Raw genomic sequence first — 17,810 nt, 5'->3', positions numbered from 1 at the left:
ATCATCCAGATTTATTATTGGCAGCCGACTCAGTCTGAAAAGACATCATCAGCAGGAGGCAAATCATGGCGAATTTTTATAAATAACTCAATTATCTTTCTCGCTATTTCACACAAGCGAAGAATGCGGAATATATTTTATTCCGCAAAAGACCTATATTTTCAGCATCTTTTTATCGGTATGCCGCTATGCGCCAGCCATTGAGGAAGTCGCGGAGGTTGCGCCGTGCAGGAGCCGGTTCAGGAACGTACCACCAGCGCGTCGTAGCCGCGCCAGCGGTAGTTGACCATGGAGATCAGCCAGCAGGCGACAAACAGCCCGACCACAACAAACCCGGCGTTGCCCAGGTTGTCGTTTACCGCGCCAATCAGATCCCACACGCCGCCGCTGAGGGCAAATTTGTCCATCAGCAGACCCAGCGCTTCCAGCCCGCCGATAAACAGCGCCACCACCACGGAGGTGCCGGTAATGGTCATGTTGTAGTAGAGCTTGCGCTGCGGCTTGTTGAACGCCCAGCCGTAGGCACCGACCATCAGCAGGTTATCGAGGGTATCCACCAGCGCCATGCCGCTGGCGAAGAGCGCCGGGAAGACCATGATTGACCACACCGACATCCCGCTTGACGCGCTGGCGGCAGAGATCCCCAGCACGCCAATCTCGGTAGCCGTGTCAAAGCCGAGGCCAAACAGGAAACCGACCAGGTACATCTGCCAGCTTTTATTCACCAGGCGGAAGGTTTTGCCAAACAGCCAGTTCATGACGCCGCCCTGGGCAGGGAGAGTGATGTCGCCCTGCACGGGCCTGCCCTGTTTCAGCGCCTGAAAACTGCGCCAGACGCCGCGCAGGATCACCATGTTCACCAGCGCCATAGCCAGCAGGAAGGTGGCGGAAACGGCGGTGCCAATCAGGCTGCCGGTTTCGTGGAACCATTCCATGTTTTTCTGAAACGCCGTCGCGGTCGCGGCGATAGCAATGGAGGCCAGCACCACGATGGTGGAGTGCCCCAGCGAGAACCACGCCCCCACGCCGGACGGACGTTTGCCCTGCTGCATCATCTTACGCGTCACGGTATCAATGGCCGCGATGTGGTCAGCGTCCACCGCGTGACGCAGCCCGTAGCACCACGCCAGCAGGCTGGCGGCCATCAACGCCGTGCTGCCGCTAAAAGCGTGCCATGCCCATCCCCAGGCCAGCAGGTTTGCCATTACCAGAGCCAGCAGCAGAAGCGCGGCGCGAGGTTCATTGCGTAAGAGTCGTAACATTTTAAGTCCTTTGTGAACATGACCGGGCAGCGGCGATCGCCGCCTGCCCGAAGGAGATCGCTCCGTCACCTGCGGGCAGGCGCGAAGGAAAAAGAAGCGTAAAGTCAGAAAGATAATGACGCAGGCGCGCGCGCAGCAGACGGTTGTGCAGCACGCCGCCGCTGAGACAGATTGTCGACAGCGACAGGCGTCGGGCATGGCGCGCGGCGAGTTCCGCCAGCCCTTTTGCCAGCGCGTCGTGAAACGCCCACGCGCGCTCGCAGGGCTCAGCCTGCCAGGCTAGCCACTGCCGCCAGAAAAGCGCAAGGTTGTCGACAGACAACGTCACCGGATGGTCGACGCCCGCGCACTGCGAGGCCAGCGCTTCCAGCCGGCAGGCCGCTTCACCTTCCCAGGATTGGGTTTCAATACCCAGCGCGCAGGCGACCGCATCAAACAGGCGACCACAGGACGAGGCCTGCGGCGCGTTGATGCCGCGCCGGATCGCCGTTGCCAGCAGCGGCCAGTTTTCACGCTGAACCGCGCGCGTTTCCGGGTACAGCTGCCAGTCAGGGACAAACGCCAGGCAGTGGGCGAGCAGATTGCGCCACGGCTGCCGCGCCGCCAGATCGCCCCCCGGCAGCGCAACGGCAGGCAGCCCGCCCAGACGCTCGCACGCGAGATAGTTCACCCGCAGGCACTCCCCACCCCACAGCGCGCCGTTCTCGCCCATGCCGATCCCGTCCAGCGTCAGGGCAATCGCGTCTCCGCCGTCGAGCGGCCAGCCGTTCTCCGCCAGGCACGCCGCCGCGTGGGCGTGATGGTGCAGTACGGTTTCGACCGGCAGCCCCTGCGCCTGCGCCCATCGTTGTGTGTGATAGCCCGGATGGGCGTCGCACACCACGCGCTTCGGCTGGAAGGCGTAAATTTTCTGCATCAGCGAGAGCGCGCCTCGCCACTGCGCTTCGACGCCCTCGTCACCGAGATCGCCAAAATGCTGGCTCAGCACCGCCTGGCTACCACGCACCAGGCAGAAGGTGTTTTTCATCTCCGCGCCGGTGCATAGCATGGCGGGGAGATTCTCAAAACCCGCAGGCAACGTGACGGCATCCGGCACAAAACCGCGCGCGCGGCGAAGCATCGCGCCGTCCCGATCCACCACCGAATCGTCCATTCGTTGCAGGATATCGCGGTTGTGCAGCAGGAAGCCGTCCGCGATGTCGCCGAGTTCATCCAGCGCCTGCTGGTTGGTCATGGCAGGCGGTCTGCCGCTGAGGTTACCGGAAGTCATCACCAGCGGGCGCTGGCAGTCCATCATCAGAAGGTGTTGCAGCGGGTTAGCGGGAAGCATGATGCCAATACAATCGAGCCCGGGTGCAATCCCTTCGGGAAACCCGGGAAGCGAGGCTTTTGGGGTCAGCACAATCGGCGCTGCGGAGGAGCATAAAAGCGTCTGGATCGCCTCCGGCACGCCGTCCGCGTTTGGGATCATCACCGCCAGCGGCTTCGCGGGACGCTGCTTGCGTACCCGAAGCGCCGCGACCGCCTGCGGATTACGCGCGTCGCAGACGAGATGAAAACCGCCCAGCCCTTTGACCGCGACTATGCCGCCGCTTTTCAGCATCGCCACCGCCGCGCTCAGCGCAGCCTCACGGGAAGCGGTGATGTCGCCCGCACGCCATTCCAGCGCAGGCCCGCAGTCCGGGCAGGCTACCGGCTGGGCGTGAAAACGGCGGTCGGCAGGATTGCGGTACTCTGCTTCACACGGCACACAGAGCGGGAATGGCGCCATTGCCGTGGCCGGGCGGTCGTAGGGCATGGCGTGAATAATGGTGAACCGCGGCCCGCAGTGGGTGCAGTTGATAAACGGATAGCGATAGCGGCGCTCGCCGGGGTCGCGCATTTCAGCCAGGCACGCCGGACAGGTCGCGGCGTCGGGAACAATCTGGGTGTCCATCGCCCCGCCCGCGCTGTGGCGGATGGTAAAGTCCTCCGGCACCTGCGCCCAGGTAAACGGCTGCGTTTCAACGTGGTCAATGCGTGCCAGCGGCGGGCAGTCCTGATGCAGCCTCGCGGTAAAGGCCCCCCCATTACCCGCGAGGCGCACCAGCACGCCCTCTCCATCATTGCAGACGTCACCGGTCAACTGAAGCGCCTGCGCCAGCTGCCAGACGAAGGGGCGAAACCCCACGCCCTGCACCTTGCCGCGCACGCGCAGCTGTACGCCGTTACTGCACATAGGGTTCAGAACAGCAGCGATGACGACGTGTCGAATGCCGCGCGACGGCGCTTTTCGGCGCTCATCTGCTCAAGCTTGTCGCGATCCACGCAGACCAGCGCATGCGTCGGGCAGGCTTCCATGCAGGCCGGACCGGCGTCGCGGTGATAGCAAAGATCGCATTTGTTGGCTTCGGCTTTCTCCGCACGTACGCTCAGCCCCATGCCGCTGTTGCGTACCACCGGACGGACAACCACCTCCATCGCGCCGTACGGGCAGGCGACCACGCAGGTTTTGCAGCCAATGCAGCGCTCCTGCATGACGTGCACAAAGCCTTTCTCGCGTTTAATCGCCCCGTTCGGGCAGACGTTCGCGCACGGTGCGTCTTCGCACTGGCGACAGATGGCGGCGGTGGAAATATTCACGCCTTTAATGACGTGGATGCGCGGCAGGAAGGTGTCAGGGGTGAGCGACGCGCAGTCCTGCTCCGCCTGATGGGAAACCACGCACGCCACTTCACAGGTACGGCAGCCAATACACTTACTGGCATCGGCCATAATAAAACGGTTCATCTGCTTCTCCAGCATTACAGTTATGCGCGGAGATATTCATAAACCGTGCCAATAATTAACCTATTGATTTAGATGAATTTAAAAATTACGACGGCGCTGTCATCGTCACTTATGACGATGACAGCTGTCGACATCAGCGGTGCGGGCCATCAATAACCGAGTCGCGCAGCACCAGCTCGCCGGAAAAGGTTTGCTGATATTTAAACTCACCGCCGTCGAGCATGAAGATCAGTCGGCTGATGGTCTCTTTGATCATCTCCGTCACCGGAATACGCACGCTGGAAAGCGACGGCACGATGTAGGGCGCGATGGCCACGTCGTCGAAACCGATCACCGACACCGCGTCCGGGGCGGCCACGCCGCTGTCGTGCAGCTGCTTCATGGCACCGATTGCCATATCGTCATTGCTCGCCACCAGCGCCGTAAAGCGCTCACCGCGAGCAAGCAGTTCGGAAACCGCCGCCGCGCCGCTGGCGGGGTTCCACTTCCCCTGCGCAATAAGGCCCTCGCGCAGCGGAATATCGTGCTGCGCCAGCGCGTCCTTGTAGCCGGAGAGACGCTCAACCCCGGTGGGAGAATCCAGCGAGCCGGTGATAAACGCGATCTCCCGGTGCCCTTTCGCAATCAGCTGCGACACCGCCTCCTGGCTGGAGGCTTTATGATCTGACCAGACGCAGTGGCTGCTGTTTTTCCGCAGGCGGCGGTTGAGCACCATTATGGGCTGCTCGCACTTCTCGACGATCTCATCCATCTCTTCCACGCTCAGGAAACGCGGATAGATGATCACCGCGTCGCAGCGCATATCGAGCAGGTACTGGATCGCCTCGCGCTCTTCATCCGCGCTGTGCTTGCCGTCCGCGAGGATCAGCTGCCGCCCCTTTTCTTCCGTCATGCGCGCGGCGTGAAACAGCAGCTCGCTAAAGTAGACGCCGTGATAGAGGGTATTAGTCACCACCAGCCCCAGCGTCTGGGTACGTTTGGTTGCCAGGTTTCGCGCCAGCAAATTCGGGCGATAGCCGCTCTCTTCAATGGCCTGAAACACCCGGTCTTTGGTCTCCTGGCTGACGTAGCCATTTCCCGACAGCACCCGGGACACCGTGGCTTTCGAAACGCCTGCCCGCTTCGCCACTTCAAGCATCGTGGTCATATTATTATTCCGTCTGAATCTGATGGAGCGCAGTGTACTGCACTGCAAAAAAATTGTCGCAGCGGTGAAATCACGCTTTTGCTACACCATTGCGATCTGCATCACGAAACGAAAAAATGGTCAAAAAGCGATCTTGTTTCATCCAAAGAAACTCATGATGATTATGTGGAACCGGTTTCCTACATGTCTCACAACAATAACAGGATCACATCCGATGGCCAAAAATTACGCTGCGCTGGCGAACGACGTTATCAGCGCGCTGGGCGGCAAAGAGAACATCGTCGCCGTCACCCACTGCATGACGCGTCTGCGTTTCGTACTGAAAGACGAAAGCCTGACCGACGCAGCGCGCCTGAAAAGCATCAGCGGCGTGCTCGGCGTGGTACGCAACGACAACCAGTGCCAGGTCATTATTGGCAACACGGTTTCACAGGCGTACCGCGAAGTGGTAAGCCTGCTGCCCGCTGACCTGCAGCCCGCGGTGCCGGAAGGTCCGCAGAAGTTGACCTTACGCCGCGTTGGCGCCGGGATCCTCGACGCGCTGATCGGCACCATGTCTCCGCTGATCCCGGCGATCATCGGCGGCTCGATGGTCAAGCTGCTGGCGATGATCCTCGAGATGACCGGCGTGCTGCCAAAAGGCGCGCCGACGCTCACTATTCTGACCGTCATCGGCGACGGCGCCTTCTTCTTCCTGCCGCTGATGGTGGCGGCCTCGGCGGCGGTGAAATTCAAAACCAACATGTCGCTGGCCATCGCCATCGCGGGCGTGCTGGTGCACCCGAGCTTTATCGAGCTGATGGCGAAAGCCGCGCAGGGCGAGCACGTTGAGTTCGCCTTTATTCCGGTGACGGCGGTGAAATACACCTACACGGTGATCCCGGCGCTGGTGATGACCTGGTGCCTGTCATACATCGAACGCTGGGTGGATCGTATTACCCCGGCGGTGACGAAAAACTTCCTCAAGCCGATGCTGATCGTGCTGATTGCCGCCCCGCTCGCCATCGTGCTGATTGGCCCGCTGGGGATCTGGATCGGTAGCGCCATTTCCGCGCTGGTCTACACCATTCACGGCTACCTGGGCTGGCTCTCCGTCGCCATCATGGGCGCGCTCTGGCCGCTGCTGGTGATGACCGGGATGCATCGCGTGTTTACGCCGACCATCATTCAGACCATTGCCGAAACGGGCAAGGAAGGGATGGTGATGCCGTCGGAAATCGGCGCCAACCTGTCGCTCGGCGGCTCGTCGCTGGCGGTGGCGTGGAAAACCAAAAACCCGGAGCTGCGCCAGACGGCGCTGGCGGCGGCAGCCTCCGCCATTATGGCGGGGATCTCTGAACCGGCCCTGTACGGCGTGGCGGTGCGTCTGAAACGTCCGCTGATTGCGAGCCTGATCAGCGGCTTTATCTGCGGGGCGGTCGCCGGCATGGCCGGTCTTGCCAGCCACTCAATGGCGGCACCGGGGCTGTTCACCAGCGTGCAGTTCTTTGACCCGGCCAACCCGATGACCATCGTCTGGGTGTTCGGCGTGATGGGGCTGGCAGTGGTGCTGTCGTTTGTTCTGACCCTGCTTTTAGGGTTTGAGGATATCCCGGTCGAAGACGAGGCTGAAAAAGCGCGCGCCCTGCAGACCGCACCGGTACAGAACAACGCAGCAAAAGCATAAATTGAAAGCGAGGTAAGAATGTCTGTTTTTCCACAAGGATTTTTATGGGGCGGCGCGCTTGCCGCCAACCAGAGTGAAGGTGCTTACCGTGAAGGCGGCAAAGGACTAACGACCGTCGATATGATCCCCCACGGCGCGAATCGCCTGGCGGTGAAGATCGGTAAGGAAAAGCGTTTTTCGCTGCGTGACGACGAGTTCTACCCGAGCCACGAAGCGATTGATTTTTACCATCGCTATAAAGAAGACATCGCCCTGATGGCGGAGATGGGCTTTACGGTGTTCCGCACCTCAATTGCCTGGAGCCGCCTCTACCCCAACGGCGACGAACCGCTGCCGAACAAAGAGGGCATTGCCTTCTACCGCGCGGTGTTCGAGGAGTGCAAAAAGTACAACATCGAGCCGCTGGTAACGCTCTGCCACTTCGACGTGCCGATGCACCTGGTGACGGAATACGGCTCCTGGCGCAACCGCAGGATGGTCGATTTCTTCGCCCGCTACGCCCGCACCTGCTTTGAAGAATTTAACGGGCTGGTGAAATACTGGCTGACCTTCAACGAAATCAACATCATGCTGCACAGCCCGTTCTCCGGCGCGGGGCTGGTGTTTGAGGAAGGCGAAAAGGAAGACCAGGTGAAATACCAGGCCGCGCACCACGAGCTGGTGGCGAGCGCGCTGGCAACCAAAATCGCCCACGAGGTGAACCCGGAAAACCAGGTGGGCTGCATGCTGGCGGGCGGCAATTTCTACCCCTACTCCTGCAAGCCGGAAGACGTGTGGATGGCGCTGGAGAAAGACCGCGAGAACCTGTTCTTTATCGACGTGCAGGCGCGCGGCAGCTATCCGGCCTACTCCGCCCGCGTGTTCCGCGAGAAAGGCGTGGTGATTGTGAAAGATCCGGGCGACGACGACCTGCTGAAAAACACCGTCGACTTTGTCTCGTTCAGCTATTACGCCTCGCGCTGCGCGTCGGCGGACATGAACGTGGGCAACACCAGCGCGGCGAACATCGTGAAGTCCCTGCGCAACCCGCATATTCAGGTGAGCGAATGGGGCTGGGGCATCGACCCGCTCGGCCTGCGCATCACCATGAACATGATGTACGACCGCTACCAGAAGCCGCTGTTCCTGGTGGAAAACGGCCTCGGGGCGAAGGACGTCATTGATGAAAACGGCGAGATCAACGACGACTACCGCATCAGCTATCTGCGCGAGCATATCCGCGCGATGGGCGACGCGATTGAGGACGGCGTGCCGCTGATGGGCTACACCACCTGGGGCTGCATTGACCTTGTCTCGGCCTCAACCGGTGAGATGAGCAAGCGCTACGGGTTTGTGTACGTTGACCGCGACGACGCCGGAAACGGCACGCTGGAGCGGAAACGCAAGAAATCGTTCGGATGGTATAAGAAGGTGATTGCGAGTAACGGGGCGGATCTGGAGTAGCCTGTCCTTACCCCTCTCCCTCTCCCACAGGGAGAGGGGTTTGGCACTGCTCAGAGCTGAGAAAAACCACCGTCCTCAACCCACTCCGCAAGCCGTGAATAGACCCGTTCCACCGCCTCCTTCACCGGCGGCGTCATCGGGTAATAAAACCCGACAATGTCCGGCTGAATTCCCAAAAAGAGCACCTCGCCCACGTCGTCCCTGATCTGATCGACAAGGTAGTTCAGCGGCATATTGTGGGTGGTCATCATAAACATCTCGGCGATGTCGTTCGGGTCAATCAGGCGGATTTCGCCCGGGTTCAGCCCCATATCGGTGGCATCGACGATTAACAGCCTCTCCGGGCGCAGTTCGCGGATGGCGACCACGTCGTTTTCCGGCGCGCTGCCGCCGTCAATCACCACCCAACTGCCCTGCGGATTCGCGGCGCACATCTCTGCCAGCAGTGGGCCCGCGCCGTCGTCGCCCATCATGCTGTTGCCGACACACAGTAAAACGTCAGTCACGTAATCTCCTCACCATCAGGTAGATGGCGCTCTCCTGATGAATATCGTGCAGCATGCTAAGCAGCGTTTTGCTCCACGACTGCTGCTCGGGGGTTTGCCTGCCGAGCGCCGCGTCAAAGGCGTTGGCGAGCATTGCAATGTGGTTGGCGTCGATGACGATCTCGCCGTACTTCGGCACGCCCTCCATCTTGCGCCGCGCCGTACTGCCCTCCTCCAGCGTGGCGATCCATGCCAGGTACTCGGGCCACGGGCAGCTCAGCGCCGCCTCCAGGCAGTCAATCACCCCGAGGTGATGCCCAATCGCCAGGCTGTAATAGACCACCTGCTGCGCCGCGTCGGGCGTGGCATCGTTCTCATCAATAAACTTACGGCTCAGTTGGCTGAACACCACCGTTTCACTCATCGGATACGCGCCTCATCCACGATGCTGTTCAGGTTCGCCACGATCTCATTGAGACGCGGATCGTTTTCCGCCTCCAGCCAGCGCGCCACCTGATGGTCGCCCTGGCTCAGCAGGCGCAGATAATCATCGGCAATCTGGCGCCCGTAGCGATAGCCCGCCAGCCTGCGCGCCGTGCGGTCAATCTTCACCCGCAGCGGCTGGACCATGTCCGGGTGCAGGATGGCCGCAGGCCGGTTGTCCAGCTCGCCCGGCTCGCGGGCGTGGATTTTCTGCTCCAGCAGGCCAAGCGCCATCGCGAAGCCGTACAGCGTCGCGGCAGGCGTTGGCGGGCAGCCCGGAATGTAGACGTCCACCGGCACGATTTTGTCGGTGCCGCCCCAGACGCAGTAAAGGTCGTGGAAGATACCGCCGCTGTTGCCGCAGGCCCCGTAGGAGATGCAGATTTTCGGGTCCGGCGCGGACTGCCAGGCGCGCAGCGCGGGCGAGCGCATGGCGCGAGTGACGGCCCCGGTAAACAGCAGAATGTCCGCATGACGCGGGGACGGCACCACCTTGATGCCGAAGCGCTCGGCGTCAAACAGCGGCGACAGCGTAGCGAAGATCTCAATCTCGCAGCCGTTGCAGCCGCCGCAGTCCACGCGGTAGACGTAGGCCGAGCGTTTGATTTTTTTCAGCAGCGACGCCTTCATGCTGGCGATGGACTCCTCCACCGTCATCGGCACAGGAATGCCGTTAGCGTCTCGCGGGCCGAGTAAATTTTCCATCAGCTGGCCTCTCTCATATGGCGGGTGATATCAATACGGTCGGACGGCAGCAGGCACTTCTGACGCTTGCACTCCGGGCAGGTTTCAAAGCTTTCACGGTGATGCTCCGCGCGGGCGTCACCGTTGTGCTGCAGCAGCGCGATGGCGTAGTCGATCTCTTTTTGCACGGCAAACGGGCGCTGGCAGACGCGGCAGCTGCACAGGTCAAAGCGCGACTGCTGCAGAAAGTCCTCCTTCTTCCATACCGCCAGCTCGTATTCCTGCGACAGGCGAATGGCGACCGTCGGGCAGACCTCTTCGCAGCGGCCGCAGAAGATGCAGCGCCCGAGGTTAAACTGCCAGGCCAGCTCGCCGGTTTTGAGATCCGTTTCCACCGTTAAGGCGTTCGACGGACAGGCGTTGACGCAGGCCGCGCAGCCGATGCACTGCTGCGGGTTGTGTTCCGGCTTGCCGCGAAAGTTTTTGTCGACCGGCATCGGCTCCAGCGGATAGCGGCTGGTCTGCGTGCCGGTTTTGATCACTTTTTTGATAAAGGTAAACATGACGAATCCTTATTTCAGCGGCGAGTTCTTACGCTCGATGCTGTAGCGCTCAAGCTCTTTATACGGCACCACCTGGCTTTTCTTCTTGCGCACGTCCACCACGGTCATGCGGTCGGTGCACGAGTAGCACGGGTCGAGGCTACCGATGATCAGCGGCGCATCGGAAACCGTGTTGCCGCGCAGCATATAGCGCAGGGTTGGCCAGTTGGCATAGGTGGCCGCGCGGCAGCGCCAGCGGTAGAGCTTCTGGTTGTCGCCGGTCATGCTCCAGTGGATATCGTCCCCGCGCGGCGCTTCGGCAAAGCCGAGGGCAAAGCGGTTCGGAATGTAGGTGAAGCCCTCCACCATCAGCGGGCCGCCGGGAAGATTATCGAGGCCGAAGTCGATCATGTTCAGGGCGGTGAACACCTCGTTGATGCGCACCTTGAGGCGCGAGATGACGTCGCAGCCCTGCTCGCTGTGCACGGTCATCGGCAGCAGGCCGTAGCCGACGAACGGGTGATCGGCACGCGTGTCGCGGGCGTGGCCGCTGGCGCGCACCATCGGGCCGACGTTGCTGAAGTCGCGGGCGATCTCCGGGTCAAGGCGGCCGATGCCGACGGTACGCTGCTCGATGTTTGGCGTGCTGAGCAGCATGTCCACCAGCTCCTGCACGTCGCGGCGCATCTGCTGCGCCAGCTGGCGGGTCTGGATCATGTCGTCCTTCAGCAGGTCGCGGCGGATCCCGCCAATCAGATTCAGGCCGTAGGTTTTACGCGCCCCGGTGAGGATCTCCGCCATCTTCATTGACGCCTCGCGCACGCGGAAGAACTGCATAAACCCGGAGTCAAAGCCGACGAAGTGGCAGGCCAGGCCGAGGTTCAGCAGGTGCGAGTGCAGGCGCTCCACCTCCAGCAGAATGGCGCGGATCATCTGCGCGCGCTCCGGCACCACGATCCCCATGCCGTTCTCCACCGAGGTGGTATAGGCGGTGCTGTGGGCGAAGCCGCAGATGCCGCACACGCGGTCAGAGAGGAACGTCACTTCGTTGTAGCCCATGCGGGTTTCCGCCAGCTTTTCCATGCCGCGGTGGACGTAGAACAGGCGGTAGTCGGCGTCGATGATGTTCTCGCCGTCGACGAACAGGCGGAAGTGGCCCGGTTCGTCGGAGGTGACGTGCAGCGGGCCGATCGGCACCACGTTGTTCTTCTTGCTGCCGAGCTCGTTGATAAACTCGTAGGTTTCGCTTTCGGTGGTCGGCGCCGGGCGCTGGCGGTAGTCCATGCTGTCTTTGCGCAGCGGATAGAGTTCGTCCGGCCAGTCGTCCGGCAGCACCAGGCGGCGCTCGTCCGGCAGGCCGACCGGCACCAGGCCGTACATGTCGCGCACTTCGCGCTCGCCCCAGACGGCGGCGGGCACGCGCGGCGTGACGGACGGGTATTCCGGCTTAGCCGGGTCGACTTCGACGCGCACGGTGAGCCAGCACTTTTCGCCCTGCTCCATCGACATCACGTAGTACACCGCATAGTTGCCACACAGCTGGCGCTCGTCGTTGCCGAACAGCACCGACAGCCAGCCGCCCTGCTGGTAGTACAGAAACTCCACCACTTCCGGCAGATAGTTCACCTTAATGGTGACGGTTACCTGGTCTTTGGTTTGCCAGGAGTCCTCCAGCACCACGCCGGGGAAAGCCTGATGCAACGCGGCGAGATACTGCTGACCTTTCTTTTCTTCAGACATAAATACTCTCTTTAATCACGCCACCAGCAAGGAGACGAACGCTAAAAATGCAAAACCAAAACCGGCCCAGGTGATGCGCGACGTTTCCACAAAACGCAGGCGCGCCATGCTGTTTTCAAACAGGGCAATCACCAGCACGCCGACCAGCAGCTTGAGGGCGGCAACCACGACGGCCAGCACCAGACCGCCCGCGGAAAAGTGCGTCATCTGCCCCCACGGGAAGAAGACGCCGACAAACATCTGCAGCACCACCAGCTGTTTGAGGCTGATGCCCCACTTCAGCACCGCGAAGCCGTAGCCGCTGTACTCGGTAAGCGGCCCCTCCTGCAGCTCCTGCTCGGCTTCCGCCAGATCGAACGGCAGTTTGCCCATCTCAATAAACGTGGCGAACGCGCAGGCGCACAGCGCCAGCACCAGCGGGATCGAGCGGGACACCGGCCAGTGGTAAACGGTGTGGGTGATAAAGCTGATGTGGGTGGAATCCGCGACCTGCGCGGCAACCCACAGCCCCAGCAGCAGAATCGGCTCGACCAGCACGCCGAGCATCGCCTCGCGGCTGGCACCGATGCCGGTAAACGGGCTCCCGGTGTCCAGGCCCGCAATCGCAAAGAAGAAGCGGGCGATGGCGAAGAGGTAAATCAGCGTGATCAGATCGCCAAGCACGGACAGCGGCGACGCCACCGTCACCACCGGCAGCGCGGTGGCGATGGTCAGCATCACGCCCACCATCACAAACGGCGTCAGGCGGAAGACCCAGCCTGCGGCGTCCGGGGCCACACTCTGACGGGAGAGCAGTTTAAAGAGATCGCGGTACTCCTGGAGCACCCCGGGCCCGCGACGGTTGTGCATCCGGGCGCGCGCCACGCGCGTGATGCCCGACAGCAGCGGCGCGGCGGCGAACAGCACCAGCGCCTGAAGAATTGCCAGTAACAGACTCATGTCAGGCTCCTCGTGAAATCACAATGACCACCAGCACCGCCAGCTCGATGACCGCCAGACGGCGGAACAGCGCGGGCGCGGCGGCGCTCTGCCAGCCGGGTACCCAGCCCACCGGGTTCAGCCAGTGGCGCAGCTTCAGCACGGCGGCGAAGTTCTCCTTCACCGGCATGGCAAAACCGTGGGCGGTGATAACCATCGACTGTTCGTGTTCGTAGCCGCAGGCCCACGCCGCACCGCGCGAGCGGGAGGCGAGCCGGTCGCGCTTGAAGAACAGCATCAGTACGAACGGAAGCAGCGGTGCGCCAATCAGCAGCAGCGCGATCATGGGCTGAGAGACGGTGGTATTCGCCACGGTCAGCGGCAGCGGAATGGCGTTGCCCAGCAGCGGCAGCAGCCACGGCGCGGCGACGCCGCCCGCGATACAGCACAGCGCCAGCGCGACCACGCTCACGCCCATCAACAACGGTGCGCAGCAGGCGTTTTCCGCTTCGCGGGTGCGCGGCGCGCCGAGGAAGGTCACGCCGTAGACTTTCGCCATGCACATCACCGCCAGCGCCCCGGTTATCGCCAGACCGACCGCCAGCAGCGGGCCGAGCAGGCGTGCGATAAATGCGTCGCTCTGGCCGAGCGCGAAGAAGGACTGGTAGATCACCCACTCCCCGGCAAAGCCGTTCAGCGGCGGCAGCGCGGCCATTGCCATCAGACCCACCAGCATCGCCAGCGAAATGACGGGCATCTTTTTGCCAATCCCGCCCAGCTTTTCGATATCCCGATGGCCGGTGCGGAACCAGACGCTGCCCGCGCCGAGGAACAGCGTGCTTTTAAACAGGCTGTGGTTGACGAGGTGATAAAGACCGCCGATAAAACCGGCGGCAATCAGCGCCGGCTGGTTGAGCGCCAGCCCGGTCACCCCCGCGCCAATACCGAGCAGGATAATGCCAATGTTTTCCAGCGTGTGGTACGCCAGCAGGCGTTGAATATTGTGCTCCATCAGCGCGTACAGGCCGCCGACGAACGCGGTGATCATGCCCGTAATCAGCAGCACGACGCCCCACCACAGCGGCGGCTGTCCGCCGGTCAGCGTAATCGCCAGAATCCCGAACAGACCCACTTTCATCACCACCACGGAAAACAGCGCGGCGGCGGGCGCGGAGGCATTCGCATGCGCCTGCGGCACCCAGCCGTGCAGCGGGATGATGCCGGCGAGCAGGCCAAAGCCGAGCACGCCCAGCAGCCAGACGTCGTTCCCCAGCGGATGCCCGTTGAGCGCAGCGAAGTCCAGCGTGCCGAAGCGGTGCCACACCAGCCAGCAGGCCAGCGCCAGCAGCAGCGTTCCGAGGCGTCCCAGCGCAAACCACAGCTTGCCGGAGGCGCTGCAGCCCGTCAGGAACACGCCGCACAGCGCCATGATTTCCGCCATCACCACCAGCGCGCCGAGGTTGCTGGCGATAACGGTGCAGACCGCCGTCGCCATCAGCAGGTTAACCAGCAGGCCGTTAGCCCTGGCGTGCGGATGGCGGTGCCAGTCGATATTGAACAGGCTGATAAACAGTCCGCACAGGCCAAACGTCACCAGCCAGATGGCGTTCAGGGGCGTGATCTCCACGTTGTGGCGAATCAGCGGCATCACGGTCTCAGCGGACTGGCCGCCGAGCAGGACAACGCCGCCTGCTGCCAGCGTCATCAGGCTAGCAACCGCCCCGCCGAGCCCGGCGATCGCGCCGCTCAGGGTTTTATGGAATGAGAAGATCAGCGCCAGAACAGCGGCGCCAGCAAAACAGGCTACCGCACTGGTAATCATCATCGCCGCGTTCATTTCGCCCCCTCGTTAAGCGCCTGTAGCAGAGAAAGGTCGCCAAAATCACTGTTGATGGTCAGCTCGCGTTTACGCTTGCTGGTACGGGCGATGTCGCGAATGTTAACCAGAATCAACGCCTTAGTCGGGCAGGTGCGCACGCAGGCCGGCCCCTGCTCATCGAAGCTGCACAGGTCGCATTTCACCGCAACGGCACGGATGCCGGGCACCCAGTCCAGCAGCGTACTTACGCGTGCCGGAGCCGGTGGTGCGGGCGGGGCTTTTGGCGAGTTGGCGTTCGCCGGAATATGCAGCGGACGGCTGCCGGAAAATTCAATCGCGCCGAACGGGCAGGCAATGCCGCACAGCTTGCAGCTTACGCACAGGCTTTCGTTCAGCTGGACTGCGCCATCCACGCGGGTGATGGCATTCACAGGGCAGACGCCCGCGCAGGGGGCGTCTTCACAGTGATGGCAGAGCTGCGGGGCAGACTCTTTTTCATTACGCATGACGTGCAGGCGCGGCATGGACTGCAGCCCATGCAGGCGATGCGTTTCCGAGCACGCCGCCTCACAGGTTCGACAGCCAATACAGACCGTCGAGTCAGCAATTACAAAACGGTTCACCGGGTTATCCTCTGGTGATAGTCATTTTTGACGAAAAACTGTCTTGTCGACACTTCTCGACACGCAGGAGTCAGGCCACGTTCGCTGAGGTATTTCCATCCATCAGCTGCTTCAGGTTGACCGGGAGATCGTGCTCAACGGCGGCGTACAGGCCGTTATAGACCGGCGCTATTTTTTCCAGATAGTGCTCCAGCACCTGCTGGCGATCGCGGTTGCTGACGTGGCCGTCCACCATGCCGTCGGCCATCAGCTGCGCCTTCGCAATACACTGTTTTTCGCCGTCTTTTGTCTCGAGGTGGTACTCAATGGTGTGGCTGTTGAAGTTGTCCGCCAGGGTAACGTTGATGATGAAATGGCCGAACAGGACGAAGCGCATGTCGCCCTGCGCCGCGCAGCTCATCGCGTGGTGAAGACGCGCTTTCGAGAGGGTGATGCCCTGAACCAGAGAGTTGCAGTAGAGGTGCCACTGGTCCTGCAGCTGCTGATGACGCTGCGCGATGTAATCCGCTTTTTCGCTGATTTCCCAAATAGTCATAGAAGGTATCCGGTTAATGGAGATAGCGGCTGTTAAGCAGATTCCATGCCAGTTTTTATATTACTGATTTTAAATAGATTTAATTACAAAACCGCTGTCAACGCCGCGGTGTCGACGTGTCATTTCGACAGCGTTGACATCGTCACGCCTTAACAAAAATCAAGCTGGCACCGTTATTGCATTCAATGGCGCAATTCATTGAGGAGGCGTCATGCACGAAATCACCCTCTGCCAGCGGGCTCTGGAACTTATCGAACAGCAGGCAGTGCAAAACCACGCGAAGCGCGTCACCGGCGTCTGGCTGAAGGTCGGGGCGTTTTCCTGCGTCGAGCCCAGCGCCCTGCATTTCTGTTTTGAGCTGGTGTGTCGCGGCACGCTGGCGGAAGGCTGCGAACTCCATATTGAAGAGCAGCAGGCGGAGTGCTGGTGCGAGCAGTGCCGGCAGTACGTCACCCTGCTGTCATCAAAGGTTCAGCGCTGTCCGCAGTGTCAGAGCACCGGTCTTCGCATCGTGGCGGACGACGGCATGCAGATCCAACGCCTCGAAATCGAGAAGGAGTAAAGTATGTGTAGCACCTGCGGTTGCGCCGAAGGCAACCTGTATATAGAAGGGGATGAACACCGTCCCCATTCCGCGTTTCGCTCCGCGCCCTTTTCGCCTGCCCCGCGGCCTGCTGCGGCGCTGACCGGTATCACCTTCGCCCCGCAACGCTCCGCTGCGGGCGATCTGCACTACGGCCATGGCGAAGCGGGTACCCACGCGCCGGGCATCAGCCAGCGCCGGATGCTGGAAGTGGAAATCAACGTGCTGGACAAAAATAACCAGATCGCCGCCCGCAACCGCGCGCGCTTTGCCGCCCGCAAACAGCTGGTGCTGAACCTGGTCTCCAGCCCCGGCTCCGGCAAAACCACGTTATTAACGGAAACGCTCAAACGCCTGAACGGGCGCGTCTCCTGCGCGGTGATTGAAGGCGACCAGCAAACCGTTAACGACGCGGCGCGCATTCGCGAAACCGGCACCCCGGCGATTCAGGTCAATACCGGCAAAGGCTGCCACCTGGATGCGCAGATGATTGCCGACGCCGCCCCGCGTCTGCCGCTGGCGGATAACGGCATTCTGTTTATTGAAAACGTCGGCAACCTGGTCTGCCCGGCGAGCTTCGATCTGGGCGAACGCCACAAGGTGGCGGTGCTTTCAGTGACCGAAGGCGAAGACAAACCGCTGAAATACCCGCATATGTTTGCCGCCGCGTCTATCATGCTGCTGAACAAAGTTGACCTGCTTCCATACCTGAACTTCGACGTGGATAAGTGCCTGTCCTGCGCCCGGGAAGTGAACCCGGAGATTGAGATCCTGCTGGTCTCCGCCACGCGCGGCGACGGCATGGATGCCTGGCTGAACTGGCTGGAGAGTGAACGATGTGCATAGGCGTACCGGGACAAATCCATTCCATTGACGGGAACCAGGCCAAAGTGGAGGTCTGCGGCATCCTGCGCGACGTGGACCTGACGCTGGTGGGCAGCAGCGATGAAACGGGCGCATCGCGTCTCGGCCAGTGGGTGCTCGTCCACGTGGGGTTTGCCATGAGCGTGATTAACGAAGCGGAAGCCCGCGACACGCTGGATGCATTGCAAAACATGTTCGACGTGGAGCCTGACGTGGGCGCGCTGCTGTACGGCGAGGAGCTTTAGCC

At 61.5% G+C, this 17,810-nt stretch carries 18 protein-coding genes; 5 read left to right on the top strand and 13 right to left on the bottom strand.

Annotated features, from left to right (window positions below; translation table 11 throughout):
* Positions 1 to 239: 239 nt before the first annotated feature.
* From INF68_RS20980 to INF68_RS20965, 4 genes are all read right to left on the bottom strand, one after another.
* Complete coding sequence (locus INF68_RS20980) at positions 240 to 1,262, bottom strand: HoxN/HupN/NixA family nickel/cobalt transporter (protein WP_029742064.1); 1,023 nt, start codon at positions 1,260 to 1,262, stop codon at positions 240 to 242.
* 1 nt (position 1,263) lies between these two features.
* Positions 1,264 to 3,480 carry a carbamoyltransferase HypF gene (gene hypF, locus INF68_RS20975; protein WP_126785878.1) on the bottom strand — a complete coding sequence of 739 codons (2,217 nt, stop codon included), beginning with the start codon at positions 3,478 to 3,480 and terminating at the stop codon, positions 1,264 to 1,266.
* A gap of 5 nt (positions 3,481 to 3,485) precedes the next feature.
* Positions 3,486 to 4,031: an electron transport protein HydN gene (gene hydN, locus INF68_RS20970; protein WP_023308960.1), complete on the bottom strand. Its 546-nt coding sequence runs from the start codon at positions 4,029 to 4,031 to the stop codon at positions 3,486 to 3,488.
* 133 nt (positions 4,032 to 4,164) lie between these two features.
* Positions 4,165 to 5,178 (bottom strand): LacI family DNA-binding transcriptional regulator, encoded by a 1,014-nt coding sequence (locus INF68_RS20965; protein WP_126785877.1) that lies wholly within the window; start codon positions 5,176 to 5,178, stop codon positions 4,165 to 4,167.
* Positions 5,179 to 5,392: 214 nt separating this feature from the next.
* Here INF68_RS20965 and ascF point away from each other — a divergent pair, with 214 nt between their 5' ends.
* Positions 5,393 to 6,844, top strand: a complete 1,452-nt coding sequence (gene ascF / locus INF68_RS20960) for a PTS cellobiose/arbutin/salicin transporter subunit IIBC (RefSeq protein ID WP_045355796.1) — start codon at positions 5,393 to 5,395, stop codon at positions 6,842 to 6,844.
* 18 nt (positions 6,845 to 6,862) lie between these two features.
* The gene (locus INF68_RS20955) at positions 6,863 to 8,287 is read left to right on the top strand and encodes a 6-phospho-beta-glucosidase (RefSeq protein WP_126785876.1); all 1,425 of its coding nucleotides are present in this window, start codon (positions 6,863 to 6,865) and stop codon (positions 8,285 to 8,287) included.
* Between the two features lie 50 nt (positions 8,288 to 8,337).
* Here INF68_RS20955 and hycI read toward each other — a convergent pair whose 3' ends face one another.
* The 9 genes from hycI to hycA all read right to left on the bottom strand — a co-directional run bounded on the left by hycI (position 8,338) and on the right by hycA (position 16,116).
* On the bottom strand, positions 8,338 to 8,793 hold the full coding sequence (gene hycI, locus INF68_RS20950; protein WP_126785875.1) for a hydrogenase maturation peptidase HycI: 456 nt from the start codon (positions 8,791 to 8,793) through the stop codon (positions 8,338 to 8,340).
* Complete coding sequence (locus tag INF68_RS20945; protein ID WP_109844679.1) at positions 8,786 to 9,196, bottom strand: formate hydrogenlyase maturation HycH family protein; 411 nt, start codon at positions 9,194 to 9,196, stop codon at positions 8,786 to 8,788. The genes hycI and INF68_RS20945 overlap by 8 nt, the downstream gene beginning before the upstream one ends.
* Positions 9,193 to 9,960, bottom strand: coding sequence for an NADH-quinone oxidoreductase subunit B family protein (locus tag INF68_RS20940; protein ID WP_033146382.1), 768 nt, complete (start codon positions 9,958 to 9,960; stop codon positions 9,193 to 9,195). The genes INF68_RS20945 and INF68_RS20940 overlap by 4 nt, the downstream gene beginning before the upstream one ends.
* Positions 9,960 to 10,502, bottom strand: a complete 543-nt coding sequence (locus INF68_RS20935) for a formate hydrogenlyase complex iron-sulfur subunit (protein WP_121424513.1) — start codon at positions 10,500 to 10,502, stop codon at positions 9,960 to 9,962. Before INF68_RS20935 ends, INF68_RS20940 begins: the two co-directional genes overlap by 1 nt.
* Before the next feature lie 9 nt (positions 10,503 to 10,511).
* Positions 10,512 to 12,221, bottom strand: a complete 1,710-nt coding sequence (locus INF68_RS20930) for an NADH-quinone oxidoreductase subunit C (RefSeq protein WP_126785874.1) — start codon at positions 12,219 to 12,221, stop codon at positions 10,512 to 10,514.
* 15 nt (positions 12,222 to 12,236) lie between these two features.
* Positions 12,237 to 13,160 (bottom strand): respiratory chain complex I subunit 1 family protein, encoded by a 924-nt coding sequence (locus tag INF68_RS20925; RefSeq protein ID WP_126785873.1) that lies wholly within the window; start codon positions 13,158 to 13,160, stop codon positions 12,237 to 12,239.
* A gap of 1 nt (position 13,161) precedes the next feature.
* Complete coding sequence (gene hycC, locus INF68_RS20920) at positions 13,162 to 14,976, bottom strand: formate hydrogenlyase subunit 3 (protein ID WP_126785872.1); 1,815 nt, start codon at positions 14,974 to 14,976, stop codon at positions 13,162 to 13,164.
* Positions 14,973 to 15,581, bottom strand: a complete 609-nt coding sequence (locus INF68_RS20915) for a 4Fe-4S dicluster domain-containing protein (protein WP_023308971.1) — start codon at positions 15,579 to 15,581, stop codon at positions 14,973 to 14,975. The genes hycC and INF68_RS20915 overlap by 4 nt, the downstream gene beginning before the upstream one ends.
* 70 nt (positions 15,582 to 15,651) lie before the next feature.
* Positions 15,652 to 16,116 (bottom strand): formate hydrogenlyase regulator HycA, encoded by a 465-nt coding sequence (gene hycA / locus INF68_RS20910; protein WP_045404197.1) that lies wholly within the window; start codon positions 16,114 to 16,116, stop codon positions 15,652 to 15,654.
* Between the two features lie 211 nt (positions 16,117 to 16,327).
* Between hycA and hypA the strand changes: the two genes are divergently transcribed.
* From hypA to INF68_RS20895, 3 genes are read left to right on the top strand one after another with little or no spacing between them, the layout of a single operon-like run.
* Complete coding sequence (gene hypA / locus INF68_RS20905) at positions 16,328 to 16,678, top strand: hydrogenase maturation nickel metallochaperone HypA (RefSeq protein WP_126785871.1); 351 nt, start codon at positions 16,328 to 16,330, stop codon at positions 16,676 to 16,678.
* Positions 16,679 to 16,681: 3 nt separating this feature from the next.
* Positions 16,682 to 17,545 carry a hydrogenase nickel incorporation protein HypB gene (gene hypB / locus INF68_RS20900; protein ID WP_193525412.1) on the top strand — a complete coding sequence of 288 codons (864 nt, stop codon included), beginning with the start codon at positions 16,682 to 16,684 and terminating at the stop codon, positions 17,543 to 17,545.
* Positions 17,536 to 17,808, top strand: coding sequence for a HypC/HybG/HupF family hydrogenase formation chaperone (locus tag INF68_RS20895; RefSeq protein ID WP_126785869.1), 273 nt, complete (start codon positions 17,536 to 17,538; stop codon positions 17,806 to 17,808). The genes hypB and INF68_RS20895 overlap by 10 nt, the downstream gene beginning before the upstream one ends.
* The last annotated feature ends 2 nt before the right edge of the window (positions 17,809 to 17,810 follow it).

The organism is Enterobacter cloacae complex sp. P16RS2, assembly GCF_014982155.1.
Classification (GTDB): Bacteria; Pseudomonadota; Gammaproteobacteria; order Enterobacterales; family Enterobacteriaceae; genus Enterobacter; species Enterobacter cloacae_M.
The sequence above is the reverse complement of the archived record's forward strand: the minus strand, read 5'-3'. Positions and strand labels throughout refer to the sequence as shown.